At 71.6% G+C, this 19,840-nt stretch carries 15 protein-coding genes; 11 read left to right on the top strand and 4 right to left on the bottom strand.

Annotated features, from left to right (window positions below):
- Positions 1–66: 66 nt before the first annotated feature.
- The 3 genes from CP975_RS14475 to CP975_RS14465 all read right to left on the bottom strand — a co-directional run bounded on the left by CP975_RS14475 (position 67) and on the right by CP975_RS14465 (position 5,460).
- Positions 67–1,803, bottom strand: a complete 1,737-nt coding sequence (locus CP975_RS14475; protein ID WP_246201508.1) for a penicillin-binding transpeptidase domain-containing protein — start codon at positions 1,801–1,803, stop codon at positions 67–69.
- A gap of 144 nt (positions 1,804–1,947) precedes the next feature.
- Positions 1,948–3,594 (bottom strand): penicillin-binding transpeptidase domain-containing protein, encoded by a 1,647-nt coding sequence (locus tag CP975_RS14470; RefSeq protein WP_055526508.1) that lies wholly within the window; start codon positions 3,592–3,594, stop codon positions 1,948–1,950.
- Between the two features lie 126 nt (positions 3,595–3,720).
- A complete protein-coding gene (locus CP975_RS14465; protein ID WP_055526509.1) occupies positions 3,721–5,460 on the bottom strand; it encodes a dolichyl-phosphate-mannose--protein mannosyltransferase in 1,740 nt (579 codons plus the stop codon).
- A 62-nt stretch (positions 5,461–5,522) separates the two neighbouring features.
- On the opposite strand from CP975_RS14465, the gene rsmI reads away from it, so the two are divergent.
- The 11 genes from rsmI to CP975_RS14410 all read left to right on the top strand — a co-directional run bounded on the left by rsmI (position 5,523) and on the right by CP975_RS14410 (position 19,432).
- The gene (gene rsmI, locus CP975_RS14460; protein ID WP_055526511.1) at positions 5,523–6,419 is read left to right on the top strand and encodes a 16S rRNA (cytidine(1402)-2'-O)-methyltransferase; all 897 of its coding nucleotides are present in this window, start codon (positions 5,523–5,525) and stop codon (positions 6,417–6,419) included.
- Between the two features lie 153 nt (positions 6,420–6,572).
- On the top strand, positions 6,573–7,034 hold the full coding sequence (locus CP975_RS14455; RefSeq protein WP_055526512.1) for a hypothetical protein: 462 nt from the start codon (positions 6,573–6,575) through the stop codon (positions 7,032–7,034).
- Between the two features lie 46 nt (positions 7,035–7,080).
- Positions 7,081–7,956 carry a TatD family hydrolase gene (locus CP975_RS14450; RefSeq protein ID WP_055526515.1) on the top strand — a complete coding sequence of 292 codons (876 nt, stop codon included), beginning with the start codon at positions 7,081–7,083 and terminating at the stop codon, positions 7,954–7,956.
- Between the two features lie 108 nt (positions 7,957–8,064).
- Complete coding sequence (locus CP975_RS14445) at positions 8,065–9,426, top strand: resuscitation-promoting factor (protein WP_055526517.1); 1,362 nt, start codon at positions 8,065–8,067, stop codon at positions 9,424–9,426.
- 130 nt (positions 9,427–9,556) lie between these two features.
- Entirely contained in the window at positions 9,557–10,423 is an 867-nt protein-coding gene (rsmA, locus tag CP975_RS14440) for a 16S rRNA (adenine(1518)-N(6)/adenine(1519)-N(6))-dimethyltransferase RsmA (RefSeq protein ID WP_055526519.1), read from the top strand.
- Complete coding sequence (locus CP975_RS14435; protein ID WP_055526520.1) at positions 10,420–11,322, top strand: 4-(cytidine 5'-diphospho)-2-C-methyl-D-erythritol kinase; 903 nt, start codon at positions 10,420–10,422, stop codon at positions 11,320–11,322. The genes rsmA and CP975_RS14435 overlap by 4 nt, the downstream gene beginning before the upstream one ends.
- Positions 11,323–11,370: 48 nt before the next feature.
- Positions 11,371–12,714: an acyltransferase family protein gene (locus CP975_RS14430; protein ID WP_055526522.1), complete on the top strand. Its 1,344-nt coding sequence runs from the start codon at positions 11,371–11,373 to the stop codon at positions 12,712–12,714.
- 30 nt (positions 12,715–12,744) lie between these two features.
- Positions 12,745–14,556 carry an ABC-F family ATP-binding cassette domain-containing protein gene (locus CP975_RS14425; protein ID WP_055526524.1) on the top strand — a complete coding sequence of 604 codons (1,812 nt, stop codon included), beginning with the start codon at positions 12,745–12,747 and terminating at the stop codon, positions 14,554–14,556.
- 156 nt (positions 14,557–14,712) lie between these two features.
- Positions 14,713–16,506 (top strand): outer membrane protein assembly factor BamB family protein, encoded by a 1,794-nt coding sequence (locus CP975_RS14420; RefSeq protein ID WP_055526525.1) that lies wholly within the window; start codon positions 14,713–14,715, stop codon positions 16,504–16,506.
- Between the two features lie 61 nt (positions 16,507–16,567).
- Complete coding sequence (locus CP975_RS14415) at positions 16,568–18,442, top strand: outer membrane protein assembly factor BamB family protein (RefSeq protein WP_150476953.1); 1,875 nt, start codon at positions 16,568–16,570, stop codon at positions 18,440–18,442.
- A gap of 213 nt (positions 18,443–18,655) precedes the next feature.
- The gene (locus tag CP975_RS14410; RefSeq protein ID WP_055533620.1) at positions 18,656–19,432 is read left to right on the top strand and encodes a helix-turn-helix transcriptional regulator; all 777 of its coding nucleotides are present in this window, start codon (positions 18,656–18,658) and stop codon (positions 19,430–19,432) included.
- A gap of 22 nt (positions 19,433–19,454) precedes the next feature.
- On the opposite strand, the gene CP975_RS14405 is transcribed toward CP975_RS14410, so the two are convergent.
- The gene (locus CP975_RS14405) at positions 19,455–19,739 is read right to left on the bottom strand and encodes a hypothetical protein (RefSeq protein WP_055533621.1); all 285 of its coding nucleotides are present in this window, start codon (positions 19,737–19,739) and stop codon (positions 19,455–19,457) included.
- Positions 19,740–19,840: the final 101 nt, after the last annotated feature.

Raw genomic sequence — 19,840 nt, 5'->3', positions numbered from 1 at the left:
TGTACAGGACATGCGACCGCGTATCCGCATGGCGGACACGGGGCCCGCCCCACGCCGGCCCTGCGCTCAGTCCCCGGCCAGCAGCATCGCCCGCACCAGCGGCCCCGCCGAATCCCCGCCGTGGCCGCCCTGCTGCACGACCGCCGCCGACGCCAGGTCGCCCCGGTACGCGGTGAACCAGCCGTTCGGCTTCTTCTGGCCGTCGACCTCCGCCGAGCCCGTCTTCGCGCCCGTGTCGGAGCCGAGGCCCCGCATCGGCTTCACGGCGGTGCCGGCCACCGCCGTGTAGTGCATGAGGTCCCGCAGCGCCGACGCCGTCGCGCCCGACATCCTGCGCGGCGCCGTCGCCAGCTCGCGGTCGTCGACATCGGGCGAGACCAGGTACGGCTGCTTGAACGTGCCCGACTTCACCGTCGCCGCCACCGACGCCATGTTCAGCGGATTCATCCGCACCCCGCCCTGCCCGATCAGCGAGGCCGCCATCTGGGCGTGGCTCTGCACGGGGACCGCGCCGTCGAAGGTCGGCACACCGATCGACCAGTTGTCGCGGCCGAGCCCGAAGACGTCCTGCGCCTGCCTGGTCAGCGAGTCGTTCTCCAGCTTCTTGGCCTGGCTGATGAAGGCCGTGTTGCAGGAGCGCGCGAAGCTCGCCCGGAACGTGCCGTTCTTGATCTGGAACTTGTCGTCGTTCTGGAACTTCCAGCCGCCGTACGTCTCGTACTTCGGGCACGGGTGCTTCTTGTCCACCCCGGCGAGCTTCTTCTCCAGCAGCATCGACGCACTGACGACCTTCATCGTGGAGCCGGGCGCGAGGGAACCCTGGAAGGCCGTGTTGAAGCCGGTCGGGTTGGAGTTGGCGGCGGCCAGGATCTCGCCGGTGCTCGGCTTGACGACGACCACGGACGCGAGCTTCCGCTTCGCCGTCTCCCGTTCCGCCGCCGACTGCAACGAACCGCTGAACGTGGTCTTGAGCGTCCCCGGGGTACCGGGCGAGAGGGCCAGCAGCGTCTTGTCGGGCCTCGCCTTCGCGTCGGCCCTCTTCGCCGAATCGGCGCCATCCCGCGCGGACTTCGCGGCGTCCCCGCCGTCCGCCCGGACCACCCGCAGCTCCACGCCCGCCCTGCCGCCGGCCTTCTTGCCGAACTTCTCGCGCAACCCGTCGAGGACCGTGCCCAGCGACGGGTACTTGGCCGCCGTCAGCTCCCCTCCGTCGCGGTCCACCGCCTTGATCGGCGGGTCGCCCGCCTCGCCGGTGACCAGGCGGTCGCCGGCCCTCAGCTCCGGATGCAGGACCGAGGGGCGCCAGCCGACCAGCGTCCTGCCGTCGCTCTTCCTGCGCACCACCGTCAGCTCGGACTCGTAGGCGAAGGGCTTGTTCTGCTTCTTGTACGACACCGTGGCGGCCGCCTTGAACGGCACCTCGGCGCCCGCCCGCCCGGCCGGTTTACCGGGGGTCAGCCGGACCTTCGTGAGGTGGCCCTCCTCGCGGTAGGACGTCAGCGCCTTCTTTGCCGCCGTACGGTCGTCCGTCAGCGCGGCGGCCCGGGCCGCGTCGCCCTCGGCCCACGCCGCGAGGAACGCCCGCGCGGTGTGGCGCACTTCGGCGGACGTCGGCGGCCCCGAGGGCACCGGCTTCGCGTCGCCGCCGGACCCGCCGGGCCCCGAGCCGCCGGAGAGCGCGAACGCGGTGGCCCCGACCCCGCACACGACGACGACCGCCGCCCCGCCGAGCACACCCGGGTGCACCCGGGTGTTCCTGAATCCGACGCCCTTGCGCTCGGCGGCGCGCCTTCGCTTGCCCACAAACCCTCCGCAGTTCCCCGGAGCCCCCATGCTCCTCACCGGTTCCTCACCGGAAGGCCACCTTAGAGGCGTACGAAGAAGCCCTCGACCACTTTGCCGCCCGGCCGGACGCCCGTCAGGCGGACCCCCTACCCTGCGGCCCCGCTAGGGGGTGTCCGCCCGCAGGACGTCCGCGACGATCGGCCCCGCCGCGTCTCCGCCGTGCCCGCCCCGCTGCGTCATCGCGGCGGCCGCCACATCGCCCCGGTAGCCGGTGAACCAACTGTCGGACGTCTTTTGGCCGTCCACCTCCGCCGAGCCGGTCTTCGCGCCGATGTCCCCGGTCAGGCTCGCCATGGTCCGCGCCCCGGTGCCGCTGACCGCCGTGCGGCGCATCATCCGGCGCAGCTGCGTGACGGTGGCGGCGGGCAGGCCGCGGGCGGTGGCCAGTTCACGGTCGTCGAGCGACCTCGGCACGATCACCGGCTGCCGGAAGGTGCCGGTCATCGCGGTCGCGGTGACCGACGCCATGTTCAGCGGGCTCATCTGGACCTGGCCCTGGCCGATGGCGTTGGCCGCGCGGTCGGGGCCCGCGGAGGCGGGGACGGAGCCGTCGAAGGAGGGGATGCCGACCTTCCAGTCGTTACGGCCGAGGCCGAAGCCGTTTCGCGCCTCCTCGGTGAGGGAGGCGTCCGTGAGGCCTTCCTCGTCGACGAGCTTCACGAACGCGGTGTTGCAGGAGCGCGCGAAGCTCTCCGAGAACGTCGCCGACTCGTTCGGCGCCATGCCCTTCAGGTTGTGGAAGGTCTGGCTCTGCCAGGTCGCGGTGGCCGGGCAGGGCGCGGCCCCGCCCGCCTTGGTGACCCCCTTGTCGATGAGCATCGCCGCCGTGACGATCTTCATCGTCGAGCCGGGCGCCACCTTGCCGAGGAACGCCGCGTTCCAGGAGTCCGTGCGGTTGTTGGCGACCGCGAGCACCTCGCCGGTGCTCGGCTTCACCGCCACCACCGAGGAGTCGTCGTACCGCAGGACCGCCCGCTCGGCCGCCTTCTGCACGGCCGCGCTGAGTGTCGTACGCAGCTTGCCCGGCCTGCCCTTGGCGAGGGTGAGCAGCGCGTGTGTCCCCGCCTCCTCGTCGGCGTGCCTGACGTACAGCTCCACGCCCGCCCTGCCGCCCGCGCTTCGCCCGTACTTCTTCCGCAGCTGGCCGAGGACCGGGCCGAGCGAGGGGTACTCCTTCTCGCGCAGGACGACGCCCGCGCGGTCTACCGCCCGGATGGGCGGCGCAGCGGCCTCGCCCGTCACCAGGGTGTCGCCCTTCTCCAGCGAGGGGTGCAGGACGGCCGACGACCAGTCGACGAGCGGGCGGCCGGTGGTCCGGCCCCGGACGACGGTGAGTGCGGAGTCGTACGCGAAGGGCTTGCTCCTGCCCTTGTACGACACCGTGGCCGACACGTCGAACGGCACGCGCGTGCCGGACGCCCGCCGCGGGGTGAGCTTCACCTTCGTCAGGTGCGCGTCCTTCCGGTAGCCGGTCAGGGCGGACGAGGCCGTCGTGGCGTCGTTCGTGTACGCGGCCGCCTGCCCGGCGTCGCCCTCGGCCCACGCCGCGAGGAACTTCCGCGCCGTCTCGCGGACCTCGTCACCGCTGGGCGGCCCCGTCTTCACGGCGGCCGGATCCGCCCCGGACGAACCGCCGCCCCCGCTCACGCCGTTCACGCCGTTCACCAAGGTGTACGCGCCAAAACCGGCGCCCCCCACCATGGCGGTGAAGACCCCGCCGACCAGAGCGGCCTTTACTCCCCTGCGCACGATGCGCTCCCCTCCCCAGGAGCCTGTCCGAAGGAGATGTCCGGAAAGGCTGTCCGTCCGGCACCTTATGGGGGGGAAGGGAAATCCGGGACGGCCGTTATCCGAAGGTGTCCGATACGCGGCCCATTACACCCACGTATCCAGCCACATTCGGGATCGCCAGGAATCGATCGGGATCGCGGTGCCGGTGTAGATCGGCCAGAAGTAGATGAAATTCCAGAAGATGAGCAGAACGACGACTCCCGACGCCGCGGCACCCGCCACCCGGCGCCGCTCGCCGGATCCCGGCGGCCCCAGGATCGCGCCGATCAGCATCGCCACCGCGAGACACAGGAACGGCACGAAGACGACCGCGTAGAAGTAGAAGATCGTCCGCTCCTGGTAGAAGAACCAGGGCAGATAGCCCGCGAGCACCCCGCACAGGATCGCGCCCGCCCGCCAGTCGCGCCGCAGCCCCCACCGCCACAGGATGTACAGCAGCGCGCACGCGCCGACCCACCACAGCAGCGGGGTGCCGAGCGCGAGGACCTCGCGGGCGCACTTCTCGGTGGTGTCGGCGGGGCAGCCGTGCTTGCCGGGCCGCGGCGACTCGTAGAAGTACGAGACGGGGCGGCCGTCGACGATCCAGCTCCAGGGGTTGGACTGGTAGGTGTGCGGCGAGGAGAGGCCCACGTGGAACTCGTAGACCGCGTGTTCGTAGTGCCACAGGCTGCGCACCCAGTCCGGCAGCCACGTCCAGCTGCCGCCCCGGCCCTGCGTCGCAGCCCAGTCGCGGTAGTAGCCGCCGGAGCCGTCCGCCGGGGAGAGGATCCAGCCGAGCCACGAGACGACGTACGTGGCGAGGGCCACCGGGACCGTGGACACGAACGCCGGGAGCACGTCCCGCCGCAGGACCGCGCGGTAGGGCCGCACCGCCCCGGCGACGCGGCGCGCGCCGACGTCCCAGAACACGGTCATCAGACAGAGGAAGACCATGACGTACAGGCCGTTCCACTTGGTGCCGAAGGCGAGCCCCAGGCAGAGACCGGCCGCCCAGCGCCAGGGCCGCCACCCCAGGCGGACCGTCTCGGCGATGTACGGGTCGGGGCGTACGAGACCGTCCTCGTCGGCCGGGAGGGCGGCCGCGAGTCTCTCCCTCGCCCTGTCCCGGTCGATGAGGAAGCAGCCGAAGGCCGCGAGCACGAAGAACATCAGGACCTGGTCGAGCAGCGCCGTGCGGCTCATCACGAAGTGCAGGCCGTCCATGGCGAGCAGCGCGCCCGCCAGACAGCCGAGGAACGTGGAGCGGAACAGCCGCCGCCCGATCCGGCACAGCATCAGGACCGACAGCGTGCCGAGCACCGCCGTCATGAACCGCCAGCCGAACGGATTGAAGCCGAACAGCCACTCGCCGAGGCCGATCACGTACTTGCCGACCGGGGGGTGCACCACGTACGCCGCGTCGTGCGGGAGCGCGATGTCGCTGCCCTGCCGCAGCACGTCGTCGTTGATCTTGTCCGGCCAGTTGACCTCGTAGCCGCGGTGGATGAGCCCCCAGGCGTCCTTCGCGTAGTACGTCTCGTCGAATATCACGTCCCTCGGACTGCCGAGGTTCCAGAACCGCATCACCCCGGCGACCAGTGTGATCAGCAGCGGTCCGGCCCACGCCGACCAGCGCACCACCAGGTCGGCGTCCGCCCTGGACAGCCCGAGCGTCGTCCACAGGCGGGGGCTCGGCCGCGTGTACGGGGGTACCAGCCGCGCCGTGACGTCCTCTCTGGGCCGCGCCACGTAGCCGAATCGGCGCAGCCGCCGCTGCCAGGAGGGCTGCTGCCCCTCGGCCGCCTGGCTCTCGCGGGTGTCCGGGGAAGGCGCGGTACTGGTCACCGCGCCATCGTAGGGAACCAGACTGTGCGAGTCCCGCCCGTCGGCCCTGCGAGGATGGATCCGTGACAGGAAGCGCAGATTCCCCCGGAACCCTCGTGTTGGCAGGCACCCCCATCGGCGACGTCGCCGACGCGCCGCCGCGCCTCGCCGCCGAGCTGGCGTCCGCCGACGTGGTCGCCGCCGAGGACACGCGGCGCCTGCGCAGGCTCACCCAGGCGCTCGGGGTGCAGGTCGGCGGCCGTGTCGTCTCCTACTTCGAGGGCAACGAATCGGCCCGCACGCCCGAGCTGGTCGAGGCGCTGGCGGGCGGCGCGCGCGTCCTGCTCGTGACGGACGCGGGGATGCCGTCGGTCTCCGACCCCGGCTACCGCCTGGTCGCGGCCGCCGTGGAGCGGGACATCAAGGTGACCGCCGTGCCGGGCCCGTCCGCCGTGCTCACCGCGCTCGCCCTGTCGGGCCTGCCGGTCGACCGGTTCTGCTTCGAGGGCTTCCTGCCGCGCAAGGCGGGCGAGCGGCTCTCGCGCCTCAAGGAGGTCGCCGAGGACCGCAGGACGCTCGTCTACTTCGAGGCCCCGCACCGCATCGACGACACGCTCGCCGCGATGGCCGAGGCGTTCGGCGATGAGCGCAGGGCCGCGGTCTGCCGCGAGCTGACCAAGACGTACGAGGAGGTCAAGCGCGGTTCGCTGAAGGACCTCGCCGAGTGGGCCGCCGACGGCGTGCGCGGCGAGATCACCGTCGTCATCGAGGGCGCCCCCGAGAAGAGCGCGGACGACCTCGGCCCCGCGGAGCTGGTGCGCAGGGTGCGGGTGCGCGAGGAGGCGGGGGAGCGGCGCAAGGAGGCGATCGCCGCGGTCGCCGCCGAGGCGGGCCTTCCCAAGCGCGAGGTGTTCGATGCCGTCGTCGCGGCAAAGAACGCGGATCGAAGCGGCCCATCGGAGGGCAAAGGACTATCGTGAAAGGCAAAGCGCGGGCCGCGCGCCAGGCCTCTTTCCTAAGGAAAGGCCAAATCGGCTCCAACGCTCGACAGGTCTGATGCGCTCGCTCCGGGAAAGGCGTCCACTGGTCGAAGGGACGGCAGTGCCCGTCCCTCGGACAAGAGGAGCAGCGGCATGAGTGAGATCGCGGACACCGGTCACCCCCGCACGGCACTGAATGTGGTTCACGAGTCCTACGCGTTCGCCTGCATGCGCTGCGGGCACGGCTGGGAACAGTCGTACGAGATCGAGCATCACGTGGACGCCGGCGGCCAGGAATACGTGGTGTACCGGGCGGACGGCCATCACGTGCCCTCCCCGCTCTCCCGCCCCACCTGCCTGAACTGCGGCGGCCACGTCGTGCGGATCATGCGCGCGGGCCAGGTCTCGTCGGTGCTCGACACGATGCGGCGCCAGTACGAGGCCGGGCGTGGCGAGACCGGTTCTGCGGGCGCGACCGAGGCCGGCGCCCGGGGAGCCGGGGCGGTGACGGTGCCGGGACCCGGGCCGGTGCCGGTGACGGAGGCGGGCGGACGGGGCCACCACTGGCACCTGTCCGATCTGCTGCACCCCTTCCAGCACCGCAAGGCGCGCTGACACCGCGGGCGATCCGGCGCGCGCCGCCGCTTCGTAGGATCGGAGCATGCCTTCGAAGAACTCCGACGCGCCGCCGCCCCTGCCCGCACCGCTCCAGGTGGCGGTCGCCGACTCGCACACCCACCTCGACATGCAGTCGGGCACCGTGGAGGAGGCCCTCGCCAAGGCGGCCTCGGTGGGGGTCACGACGCTTGTCCAGGTCGGCTGCGACGTCCGGGGCTCCCAGTGGGCGGCGCGCACCGCCGCCGAGCACGACCGGGTCCACGCCACCGTCGCCCTGCACCCCAACGAGGCGCCCCGCATCGTGCTCGGCGACCCCGACGGCTGGTCCCGGCAGGGCGCGCGCGAGGCGGGCGGCGACGGCGCGCTCGACGAGGCGCTCGCCGAGATCGACCGGCTCGCCGCGCTGGAGCACGTCAAGGGCGTCGGCGAGACCGGCCTCGACTACTTCCGCACCGGACCGGAGGGCATGGCAGCCCAGGAGCGGTCCTTCCGCGCCCACATCGAGATCGCCAAGCGGCACGGCAAGGCCCTCGTCATCCACGACCGCGAGGCCCACGAGGACGTGCTGCGCGTCCTGAAGGAGGAGGGCGCCCCCGAGCGCACCGTCTTCCACTGCTACTCCGGTGACGCCGCGATGGCCCAGGTCTGCGCGGAACACGGCTACTTCATGTCGTTCGCGGGCAACGTCACGTTCAAGAACGCGCAGCCGCTGCGGGACGCCCTGGCCGTCGCGCCGCTCGACCTCGTCCTCGTCGAGACGGACGCGCCCTTCCTCACGCCCGCCCCCTATCGCGGACGGCCCAACGCTCCGTATCTCATTCCGGTCACAGTGCGCGCCATGGCCGAGGTCCGCGGAATCGACGAGGACGCGATGGCCACGGCACTCGCCTCGAACACCGCGCGCGCCTTCGGATACTGACGATTACTAACCGATAACGCCACGACACAACGTAGTCGCTCGACTTTGGAGAGTGACGAAAGCTCCGCTAGGTTCTGTCCGCCCGGTCCGGACCCCTGGAGCGTCATCGTGAGCAATTCGCAGTACGAGACGTATGAAGTGCCGTACGCGCCGCCGTATGAGACGGCGTACGCACCGACCGTCCCGTACGACCAGGCGTACGTGTACGAGAACAACGAGAACAACGAGAACTACGAGAACTACGAGAACGTCGAGCCCGAGGGCGGCATCCCCCGGCAGGCGACCGCTGTCTCCGGCGGCGGGCGGGCCGAGGCGCGGCGGGCCGCTCGCCGCGGGAAGACGGCCGCCGACGACGAGCAGGCAGTCCCCGAGCGGTCCGCCGAGGCGCTGCGCCGCCTGGTTCCGCAGGCCCTCGTCGTCGCGTTCCTCGCGGGCGGCACCTCCGCGTTCGTCGCCGACGACAAGGCCGTGCGGCTCAGCGTCGACGGCGAGCCGCGCACCCTGCACACCTTCGCCGACGACGTCGGGGAGCTGCTCGCCGACGAAGGCGTCGCGGTCGGCGCCCACGACATCGTCGCGCCCGCGACGGGCACCGCACTGGCCAGCGGCGACGAGATCGCCGTCCGCTACGGGCGGCCCGTACGGCTCACTCTCGACGGTGAGCGGCGCAAGGTGTGGACGACGGCACGCACCGTCGACGGCGCCCTGCGCCAGCTCGGGGTGCGCGCGGAGGGCGCCCACCTGTCGGCCTCGCGCAGCCGCCGCATCGGCAGGGGCGGCCTCGACCTCGCCGTCCGCACGGAACGCACCGTCACGATCATGGCGGACGGCCGGGAGCGGACCATCCGTACGAACGCGGCGACCGTGGGGGAGGCCGTCGCGGAGGCCGGGGTCACCCTGCGCGGGCAGGACACCACGTCGGTGGATCCCGACAGCTTTCCGCGCGACGGGATGACAGTCACCGTCATGCGGATCACCGGCTCCCGGGAGGTGCGGGAGGAGGCGATCCCCTTCGAGGTCAGGAGGACGCAGGACCCGACGCTGTTCCGGGGTACGGAGGTCGTGGTGCAGGCCGGGCGGCAGGGCGCGCGGCGCGTCACCTACGCGCTGCGGACCGTCAACGGCGTCAGGCAGAAGCCGCGGATGATCGGCTCCGAGGTGGTGCGGGAGCCGCAGAACCGGATCGTGAAGGTCGGCACGAGACAGATGCCGTCGTCGGTGGCCGGGGCGGACGGCCTCAACTGGGGCTCGCTCGCGCAGTGCGAGTCGGGGGGACGGCCGGGGGCGGTCGACGCGTCGGGCACGTACGGGGGCCTCTACCAGTTCGACACGCGGACCTGGCAGGGCCTCGGCGGCTCGGGCCGCCCCCAGGACGCGTCGCCCTCGGAACAGACGTTCCGAGCGAAAAAACTCTACGTTCAGCGCGGGGCCAGCCCCTGGCCCCATTGCGGGCGACGCCTCCACGGGTAGCGACCTCGACCGTTGCCCCGTCAGGGGCGCGGGGAACTGCGCGACCAGCCCCCACCGGCGGCCAGCCGACAACGAGACGCAGCCTCCGCCCAAGGCCCAGGGGCCAGGCCAGGCACCGTAACCTGGTGCGGTGAGCACTGAGCACGGCGCCCTCCTCGGCCCCGCCGACATCCGCGAACTGGCCGCTGCCCTGGGCGTACGCCCCACCAAGCAGCGCGGCCAGAACTTCGTCATCGACGCCAACACCGTCCGCCGCATCGTCCGCACCGCGGAGGTCGGCCCGGACGACGTCGTCGTCGAGGTCGGGCCCGGCCTCGGGTCCCTGACCCTGGCCCTGCTGGAGACCGCCGCGCACGTCACCGCCGTCGAGATCGACGACGTACTCGCCGGCGCGCTGCCCGCGACCATCGAGGCCCGCCTGCCGCAGAAGGCAGGCTCCTTCGCGCTGGTGCACAGTGACGCCATGCTCGTGCGCGAGCTGCCGGGCCCCGCCCCGACCGCGCTGGTGGCGAACCTCCCGTACAACGTCGCCGTACCCGTCCTGCTGCACATGCTCGACACCTTCCCGACCATCGAGCGCACGCTCGTGATGGTCCAGGCCGAGGTCGCCGACCGGCTCGCCGCCGCCCCCGGCTCGAAGGTGTACGGAGTCCCGTCCGTGAAGGCCAACTGGTACGCGGACGTGAAGCGCGCCGGGTCGATCGGCCGCAACGTCTTCTGGCCCGCTCCGAACGTCGACTCCGGGCTCGTCTCCCTGGTGCGCCGCGCCGAGCCGGTGAAGACCAGCGCCTCCAAGCGCGAGGTCTTCGCCGTCGTCGACGCCGCCTTCGCCCAGCGCAGGAAGACGCTGCGGGCCGCCCTGTCCGGCTGGGCGGGATCCGCGGCCGCCGCGGAGGCCGCCCTGGTCGCCGCCGGGGTCTCGCCGCAGGCGCGCGGCGAGGCGCTGACCGTGGAGGAGTTCGCCCGCATCGCGGAGCACAAGGAGGCGGGCGCGTGAGCGCGACCGTGACCGTCCGGGTCCCCGCGAAGGTCAACGTCCAGCTCGCGGTGGGCGCCGCCCGCTCCGACGGTTTCCACGACCTCGCCAATGTCTTCCTCGCCGTGGGCCTCTACGACGAGGTCACGGTCACGGCCGCCGACGAGCTGCGGGTGACCTGCGAGGGGCCCGGAGCCGATCAAGTACCCCTGGACCGTACGAACCTGGCCGCCCGCGCCGCCGAACTGCTCGCCGCGCGGTACGGCATCCCGCCCCGCGTCCACCTCCACATCGCCAAGGGCATCCCCGTCGCCGGGGGCATGGCGGGCGGCAGCGCGGACGGGGCGGGCGCGCTCGTGGCGTGCGACGCGCTGTGGGGGACGCAGGCGTCCCGCGAGGAACTGCTCGACATCTGCGCCGAGTTGGGCAGCGATGTGCCGTTCAGCCTGGTGGGCGGCGCCGCGCTCGGCACGGGGCGCGGCGAGAAGCTTCAGCCGCTGGAGGTCGGCGGCACCTTCCACTGGGTGTTCGCCGTCGCCGACGGCGGGCTCTCCACGCCCGCCGTGTACCGCGAGTTCGACCGGCTGACCCCGGACGCGCCCGCCCCCGAGGCTTCCCCCGCGCTCCTCGAAGCCCTGCGCACGGGCGACACAGAGGCGCTCGCCGCGACGGCCACCAACGACCTCCAGCCCGCCGCCCTCTCCCTCTTCCCCTCCCTCGCCGACACCCTCGCGGCCGGCACGGCGGCGGGCGCCCTGGCCGCGCTGGTCTCCGGGTCCGGGCCGACGACGGCGTTCCTCACGGCCGACGCCGCGTCCGCGCACAAGGTGGCCGACGCGCTGACGGCCTCGGGGACGTGCCGCACGGCGCGGGTGGCGACCTCCCCGGCGCGGGGCGCGCAGGTACTCACTCCCGGATGAGTACGGGCGCGCTGACGCCGAGGGCCGATCGCGCGCGACCGTACGTCCATGGGATCAAGCGTTCGCGAACTGGCCGAGAAGACGCCCGCCGGGCGTGACCGGTACATCGACCTGCTGCGGGTCGCCTCGCTGGGCACGGTCGTCCTCGGGCACTGGCTGATGGCGGCCGTGACCGTCGGCGACGACGGCCGCGCCGAGGTCGGCAACCTCCTCGCCGTCGTACCGGAGCTGCAACTCCTCACCTGGGCCTTGCAGATCATGCCGGTGTTCTTCTTCGTCGGCGGCTTCGCGCACGCGCTGTCGTACCGCTCGTTGAGCCGGGGGGCCGGGGGCGGCTCCGTCTACTCCGCCTTCTTGCGGGCACGGCTCCAGCGGCTGCTGCGGCCCACGATGGTGTTCATAGGCGTGTGGGGCGCGCTCGCCCTGGTCCTCCAACTGGGCGGCCAAGGAGGCGGGTTGCTCGACGTGGCGCTGCGGCTCGTCGCCCAGCCGCTGTGGTTCATCGGCATCTATCTGGCGATGGTCGCCCTCACGCCCCCGCTGCTGCGGCTGCACGAGCGATGGGGGTGGGGCGCGTTCGGCGCGCTGGTGGCGGCCGCAGCCGCGGTGGACGTCGCGCGCTTCACCTTCGACGTGCCGTACGTGGAGTTCCTGAACTTCGCCTTCGTCTGGCTCGCGGTGCACCAGCTGGGCTTCCTGCGGGCGGACGGCAAGCTGCGACTGCCGTACGCCCTGGCGGGCGCAGGCCTCACGGGAGCCTCGCTCCTGGTCGCCCTCGGCCCCTATCCCCTCTCCATGGTCGGCATGCCCGGCGAACGCGTCTCGAACATGGCACCGCCCACCTTCGCCCTGCTCTGCCACGGCATGTGGCTGGTCGGCGCGGTGGAACTGCTGCGCGCCCCGGCGAGCCGGTGGCTGGCGCGGCCCCGAGTCTGGCGCGGCGTGGTGGCGGCCAACGGCATCTCCATGACGGCGTTCCTGTGGCACCTGACGGCGATGCTCGGGGTGTACGGGACCCTGCTCGCCCTCGACGTCCCGCTGCCCGAGCCCGCGAGCGCCGGGTGGTGGGCGCAGGTGCCGCTGCGGATGGCGGTGGCCGCGGCCCTGACGGCGGCGCTCGTGGCGGCCTTCCGCCGCTTCGAGCGGCCGGGCGCGACGGGAGAGCCCGGCCCCGCGGGAACGGCCTCGGGCCCGACGGCGGCACTCGGCGTCACGCTCTGCCTCTTCGGGGTGCTCGGCCTGTCGATGGTCGGCTTCGGCGGCCTGCTGGAGGGGCGCACGGCGATGCTGGTCGCCGTCCATGTGACGGCTCCGGCGGCGGTGGCGATGGCCCTTGCCGGGTGGGTGCTGGTGGAGCGGGCGGGGCGCTCCCGCGCGGGCGACTACGCTTGAGGATCGATCGTCCCCCCTGTCAGGAGAGAAATGGCCGTCAATCTGGTCAATGTCGAGGCAGTCAGCAAGGTGTACGGCACCCGTGCCCTGCTCGACGGCGTCTCACTCGGCGTGTCCGAGGGGGACAGGATCGGTGTCGTGGGGCGCAACGGTGACGGGAAGACCACCCTGATCCGGATGCTCGCCAAGCTGGAGGAGGCCGACACCGGGCGCGTCACGCACAACGGCGGGCTGCGGCTCGGCGTGCTGACCCAGCACGACTCGCTGGATCCCGCCGCCACCGTCCGGCACGAGGTCATCGGTGATCTCGCCGACCACGAGTGGGCGGGCAGCGCCAAGATCAGGGACGTGCTGACCGGCCTCTTCGGCGGCCTCGACCTGCCGGGCTTCCCGCAGGGGCTCGACACCGTCATCGGCCCGCTCTCCGGTGGCGAGCGGCGCCGCATCGCGCTCGCCAAGCTGCTCATCGCCGAGCAGGACCTGATCGTGCTGGACGAGCCGACCAACCACCTCGACGTGGAGGGCATCGCCTGGCTCGCCGAGCACCTGCGGACGCGGCGCTCGGCGCTGGTGTGCGTGACGCACGACCGGTGGTTCCTCGACCAGGTGTGCACGCGCATGTGGGACGTGCAGAAGGGCTCCGTCTTCGAGTACGAGGGCGGGTACTCCGACTACGTCTTCGCCCGCGCCGAGCGTGAGCGCATCGCCGCCACCGAGGAGACCAAGCGGCAGAACCTGATGCGCAAGGAGCTGGCCTGGCTGCGGCGCGGCGCCCCGGCCCGCACCAGCAAGCCGAAGTTCCGCATCGAGGCCGCCAACGAACTGATCGCGGACGTGCCGCCGCCGCGGGACACCAGCGAGCTGATGAAGTTCGCGACGACGCGGCTCGGCAAAACGGTCTTCGACCTGGAGGACGTGTCCGTCCAGGCCGGCCCGAAGCTGCTGCTCAAGCATCTGACCTGGCAGCTCGGCCCCGGCGACCGCATCGGCCTGGTCGGTGTGAACGGCGCGGGCAAGACCTCGCTGCTGCGCGCCATGGCCGACGCGGCCCGCAGCCAGGGTGACGTACAGCCCGCGGGCGGCAAGGTCGTCGTGGGCAAGACCGTGAAGCTGGCCTACCTCTCGCAGGAGGTCGCCGAACTGAAGCCGACGCTGCGGGTGCTGGAGGCCGTGCAGCAGGTGCGCGAGCGCGTCGACCTCGGCAAGGGCCGGGAGATGACCGCGGGGCAGCTCTGCGAGACGTTCGGGTTCAACAAGGAGAAGCAGTGGACGCCGGTCGGCGACCTCTCCGGTGGCGAGCGGCGCAGGTTGCAGCTGCTGCGGCTGCTGATGGACGAGCCGAACGTCCTCTTCCTCGACGAGCCGACGAACGACCTCGACATCGAGACGCTCACGCAGCTGGAGGACGTCCTCGACGGATGGCCCGGCTCCATGGTCGTGATCTCCCACGACCGGTTCTTCGTCGAGCGGACGACGGACAAGGTGTTCGCCCTCCTCGGTGACGCCACCATGCGGATGCTGCCGCGCGGCATCGACGAGTACCTGGAGCGGCGCCGGCGGATGGCCGAGACCGCCTCCGCCTCGGCACCGGCGGCGCCCGCCCCCGCGCAGACCGCCGTGACGGGGTCGTCCAAGGACGTCCGCGCGGCGAAGAAGGAACTCCAGAAGATCGAGCGGCAGATTGACAAGATCTCCGAGAAGGAGACCAAGCTCCACACCCAGATCGCCGATAACGCCACGGACTTCGAGAAAGTGGCCAAATGGGACGCCGAGCTGCGTGAACTGACCGCTGAGCGCGAGGCGTTGGAGATGCGCTGGCTGGAGCTGGCGGAGGACGCGTAGAGCTCTCGTGCAGCTCGCGTAACGGACGCATCACGGGCCGGTCCTCCCTTGGGAACAGGGGCAGGACCGGCCCCGTCTCGAACGGGCTCAGGGTGATAGAAAGGCTGACCTGAGCACCATTTGGCGTGCCGAAAATCAGTGAAGGGGGAAGCGCTGATGACTCAGCCGCCCAACCAGCCGCCGCACGGCGGTTTCGGAGCTCCGCAGGATCCACCGCCGGGGCAGCCGCCCCAGCAGCCACCGGGGCAGCCGCAGCCGCAGCCCGGCTACGGCTATCCGCAGACGCCGCCCGCGGCCGGCAACCCGTACGCGCAGCCGGCCCAGCCCGGCCCCTACGCGAGCCAGCCGCAGCAGCCGGGCCCCTACGGTCAGCCCCAGCAGCCGGGCCCGTACGCGCAACCCGGTCCCTACGGCTCCCAGCCCCAGCAGCCCGGCCCCTACGCGAGCCAGCCGCAGTACGGCTACCCCCAGCAGCCGCCCACGCAGCCGCAGTTCCCGGCGGGACCCGGTGCGCCCGGCGGCGGCAACGGCAAGCGCAAGAAGCTTCTGGTGATCGGCGCCGCGGCCGTGGCCGCACTGCTCGTCGCGGGCGGTGTCACCTGGGCCGTCGTCGGCGGTGACGACGAGGGCAAGAAGAAGTCCGAGGCGAAGAACAAGGACCCCAAGCCCTCCGCCACCGCCCCGTCGAGCCCGGGCCCCGACGAGGACGACGCCACCGAGGGCGAGGAGGACCTCAACGAAGGCCGTCAGGCCGGCGAGGCGAAGGTCCTCTGGTACAAGGAGGCGCCCAAGGTGCCCGGTTCCGGCGGCGACGCCCCGGGCATGTGGATCGACGGCGACACCGTGGTCAAGGCCGCGTACAAGGAGCTGTACGCGTACAACGCCGAGACCGGCAAGACCGCGTGGCCCGCCATCAAGTTCCCGCAGAAGATCTGCGCCGCGACGAAGACGGCCACTGACGACGGCAAGATCGTCGTCGCGTTCAAGGACGGCACCAAGAGCACCGCCAAGTGCAACCAGATCCAGGTCGTCGACCTGAAGACCGGTGACAGGGGCTGGGGCAAGCCGGTCAAGGAGGAGGGCGCTTTCGACTTCTCCATGCAGAGTCAGCTCGTCCTCATCGGTGACGTGCTCATGGTGGGCCGCGACCAGTCCGGTACCGCGCTGCGCATGAGCGACGGCAAGAAGCTGTACGTAGCGGACAAGAAGGAAGAGGGCACCTGCTTCCCCAGCGGGTTCGCCGGCGGTGACGGCAAGCTTCTGATGTCGCTGTCCTGCGGCGCGGCCGGTCCCAAGGAGCACGACGAGCTCCAGCAGCTCGACCCGAAGACCGGCAAGGCCCTGTGGACCAAGAAGTTCCCCAAGGGCTGGCAGGTCCGCAAGGTCTACGGGACGAGCCCGACGATCGTGTACCTCCGTAACGAGGACAAGAAGCAGTGGAACATCTCGGTGCTGAAGGGGAACAGCGACGAGACCCGCTCCGAGGTCAGCAGCAAGGACAACTTCGCTCCCCAGTGCGGCACTTCGATCATCAACGACCAGCTGGACGGCTGTCTCGGTGTGGCGTCCGACGACAAGTACCTCTACCTGCCGACCGACGACACGGGCGCCAACTCGATCGTCGCGATCAGCCTGGCCACCGGCAAGGAGGCCTGGCGCACCAAGTCGCCGCTGGAGGAGACGATGCTCCCGCTGAAGGTCGAGAACGGTGAGCTGGTCGCGTACGTCGAACCGTCGTACGACGCCGGCGGCCGCGTCGTCTCCATCCCCACGTCCGGCTCGCACAAGCCCAAGACCCTGCTCCAGCACCCGGCGGGCACATCGAAGATCGAGAGCGGCTTCTACTCGAAGGACGTCGACTACGTGGACGGGCGCTTCTACATCTCGACCACCAGCATCACGGGCAGCTCCATCGGCGACGGGAAGCTGATGCTGGCCTACGGCAAGTGACCTTCCGAGCCGCCCCGTTCACCCTCTCGCCCCTCAGCGTCCCCAAGGAATAGACGACCTCATGACCCAGCCGCCCCAGCCCCCGCAGCAGCCACCGAACGAGCCCCCGCAGGGCGGCTTCGGCGCGCCCCAGGACCCCCCGCCCGGCGGTTTCGGCGCCCCGCAGGACCCTCCGCCCGGAGGCTTCGGCAAGGCCCCGGACCCGTCCTACGGCTACCCGCAGCAGCCGCCGGCCCCGCAGACGCCGCCGCCCGCCGCGCCCCCGGCCCCTCCGGGCCCGCCGCCGCAGACGCAGCCGCCCGCGGGCCAGCCGACCTACGGCTACCCGCAGGCGCCTCAGGCACCCCAGGCCCCGCAGGGCTACGGCTACCCGACCCAGCCCGCCCAGCCGCAGTACCAGCAGCCCGGGTACCCGCAGGGCTACCAGCAGCCGCCGACCATGCCGATGCAGCCGCAGCCCGGCGGCACCGGTTCCGGCGGCGGCAAGAAGTTCAGCGGCCAGATGGCGATCATCGTCGCGGCGGTCGTCGCGATCGCGCTGATCGTCGGCGGCGGCGTCTGGTACGCCTCGTCCAAGGACGACGACTCCAAGAACACCGCGCAGGGCTCCGACAGCAAGGGCGGCGGCAAGAAGGGCAAGGGCGGCGGGGGCGGCGACGCCCCGGCGGGCCAGGGTCCGGCCAAGGAGAAGGCCCCGGCCGACCCCACGGCCAAGGTCGTCATGCAGCTGCCCCAGCCCGCGGTCCCCAAGGACCAGATCTGGCAGGCCACGGGGTCGCTGCTGACCGACGACACCTACGCCAAGTCGGGCATCAACGAACTGAACGGCTACGACCCGGACACCGGCAAGGAGAAGTGGTCGCTCCCGCTCTCCGGTCAGACCTGCGCGATGTCGCGGGAGACCACCAAGGACGGCATCGCGGCGATCATCACCGAAGAGGCCAAGCGGAACAAGAAGGGTGACTACCAACAGTGCACCAACGTCTCCGCCGTTGACCTGAAGTCCGGCAAGAAGCTCTGGACCGAGAGCATCGAGACGAACGGCATGAAGGCGACCTTCAAGGAGGTCACCATCTCCGGTACGACGATCGCCGCCGGCGCGGGCACCAGCAACGGCGGCGCCGCCTGGGACGTCACCGGCAAGTCCCTGTGGAAGCCGAAGGTCGGCCAGTGCCAGGACGTCGGCTACGCCGGCGGCGACCAGCTGGTCGCGGTCCGCAAGTGCGGTTCGTACGGTGACGAGAAGCTGAAGATCCAGCTCCTCGACCCGAAGACCGGCGACGACAAGTGGACGTACCCGCTGGCCGCCGGCATCGACAACGCCAAGATCATCTCGACGAACCCGGTCGTCTTCGGCCAGGACACCACCGAGATCACCTCGAGCGGCGTCACCGACGTCTTCTCCCTCGGCAGCAACGGCAAGCTGCGCGCCAAGATCTCGCTGGAGGACGGCAAGTACGACCACGACTGCGGCGTCAACGTGGTCCACGACTGCACGTCGATCACGGTCGGCAACGACCGGCTGTACGTCCCGACCCGCCAGCACGACGGCAGCGGCGAGAGCTACAACCGGACGAACGAGATCGTCTCCTTCTCGCTGGCCACCGGAAAGTCGACCAGCGACCGCGCCGTCGCGGGCGACAACGGCGAGATCTTCCCGCTCCGCATGGACGGCGGCAACGTCATCGCGTACAAGGCCCACGGCTACCAGAAGGGCGCCCAGATCGTCTCGCTCGACGGCAAGACGATGAAGGAGACCAAGCTTCTGGAGACCCCGTCGTCCGAGACCGTGACCGACGCGATCAGCGGCATGGTCCCGGAGTCGAACGAACTGCTCTACGCCAACGGGCACCTGTTCATGGGCAAGGAGCTGCTCAGCAGGCCCTACTCGAAGGACGACAAGAAGTTCGTGGCGCTCGGTTTCGTCGCGAAGTAGCACTCCCGTCCAGCGCACGCGGCCGTCCCCTCGCACCACGAGGGGGCGGCCGCTGCCGTTGCCGCGCCGTCCCGTACTCCCAGTCACCCCCGAAGGGCACGGCTTTCGGCATTCCGGGCCGCTTCTGGCGGGTAGGGGGCGCGCAACGTCGAACAAGCGTGTAGCTTCCGGGAGATGGAGGGCCGGGGGGCCTGCGGGAACTGGGGGGTTTCTATGGGTGTGCGGCTCATGGTGGTCGACGACCACCGACTGCTCGCCGAGGCGCTCGCCTCGGCGCTGAAGCTGCGCGGGCACCGCGTGCTGGCCGCGGCGGCGCCCGCGGCGGGAGCGGCCGAGCTGGTGATCAGCAGGGCGCCGGAGGTGTGCCTGCTGGGTACGGCCACACCTGCCGAGCCGGGCATGTTCGACCCGGTGGTGAAGATCAAGCGGGAGCGCCCGCAGGTGGCGGTCCTGGTGCTCGGCCCGGTGCCGAGCCCGCGCGGGATCGCCGCGGCGTTCGCCGCCGGTGCCTCCGGGTACGTACGCCATGACGAGCGCATCGAAGGAGTGGAGCGCGCCATCATGAAGGCGCGCGCGGGGGAGGCCGCCGTGGCGCCCCAGCTGCTGCAAGGGGCCTTCGGCGAACTGCTGAATCCGGCCGCGCAGCCCGACGACGAGGGGCAGCGCCTGTTGCAGATGCTCACGCCCCGCGAGGTCGAGGTCCTGGTGCGGGTGGCGGACGGCGAGGACACCCGGCTGATCGCGGCGGGGATGGGGATAGCCCCGAGCACGGCGCGTACGCACGTGCAGCGGGTCCTGATGAAGCTGGGGGTCGGCTCGCGCCTTGAGGCCGCCGCGCTCGCCGCGCGCACGGGCCTGCTGGACCGCGCCGAGCGGCCCGCGTCGGTGTACTCCGAGGGTGCTGAGAACGCCGAGAACGCCGAGAACGCCGAGAACGCCGAGAACGCCGAGAACAGGGACACGCGGGCGGGGCCCGACTCACCGCGGTGAACCGGGCCCGGCCGCAAGGGGGTTACTCGCTCTCGGCTGCCGGTGCGGTGGGCGCCGCCGTGGGGCGCAGCCACAGCCAGCCGAGGAAGAAGAGCCCGAGGGCGAGCATGCCGAGGCCCGTCCAGAGGTTGATGTTGATGCCCTCGGCCTTGCGCAGGTCGGCGTCGGACGCGGTGATCCCGGCGGTCGTCACGATGATCCCGTAGACGACGAACAGGCCGCCGATGATGCGCCGGATGTCGAAGAGGCGGGCCGCGGTCGCGGACTTCGCCTCCAGGTCGGAGACGTGCTTGTGCAGGTCGGACACGGTATTGGGTCCTCCGATCGGGGTTAGGGCCTGTCCGGCGGATCAGGCCGTACTTGGGCGGCGGTCACTTTTCTGCGCAGATCGGCGTGCCAGACCCCGCG

This window comes from Streptomyces alboniger, from assembly GCF_008704395.1.
GTDB lineage: Bacteria > Actinomycetota > Actinomycetes > Streptomycetales > Streptomycetaceae > Streptomyces > Streptomyces alboniger.
Note: the sequence above shows the minus strand (reverse complement) of the source record. Positions and strands in the feature narration are given on the sequence as shown.

Excerpts from the sequence above, each read along its gene's own strand:
- CP975_RS14455 (WP_055526512.1), top strand. The coding sequence starts at position 6,573 with ATGAGTGAGATCGCGGACACCGGTCACCCCCGCACGGCACTGAATGTG.
- CP975_RS14450 (WP_055526515.1), top strand. The coding sequence starts at position 7,081 with ATGCCTTCGAAGAACTCCGACGCGCCGCCGCCCCTGCCCGCACCGCTC.
- CP975_RS14430 (WP_055526522.1), top strand. The coding sequence starts at position 11,371 with ATGGGATCAAGCGTTCGCGAACTGGCCGAGAAGACGCCCGCCGGGCGT.
- CP975_RS14425 (WP_055526524.1), top strand. The coding sequence starts at position 12,745 with ATGGCCGTCAATCTGGTCAATGTCGAGGCAGTCAGCAAGGTGTACGGC.
- CP975_RS14420 (WP_055526525.1), top strand. The coding sequence starts at position 14,713 with ATGACTCAGCCGCCCAACCAGCCGCCGCACGGCGGTTTCGGAGCTCCG.
- CP975_RS14415 (WP_150476953.1), top strand. The coding sequence starts at position 16,568 with ATGACCCAGCCGCCCCAGCCCCCGCAGCAGCCACCGAACGAGCCCCCG.
- CP975_RS14410 (WP_055533620.1), top strand. The coding sequence starts at position 18,656 with ATGGGTGTGCGGCTCATGGTGGTCGACGACCACCGACTGCTCGCCGAG.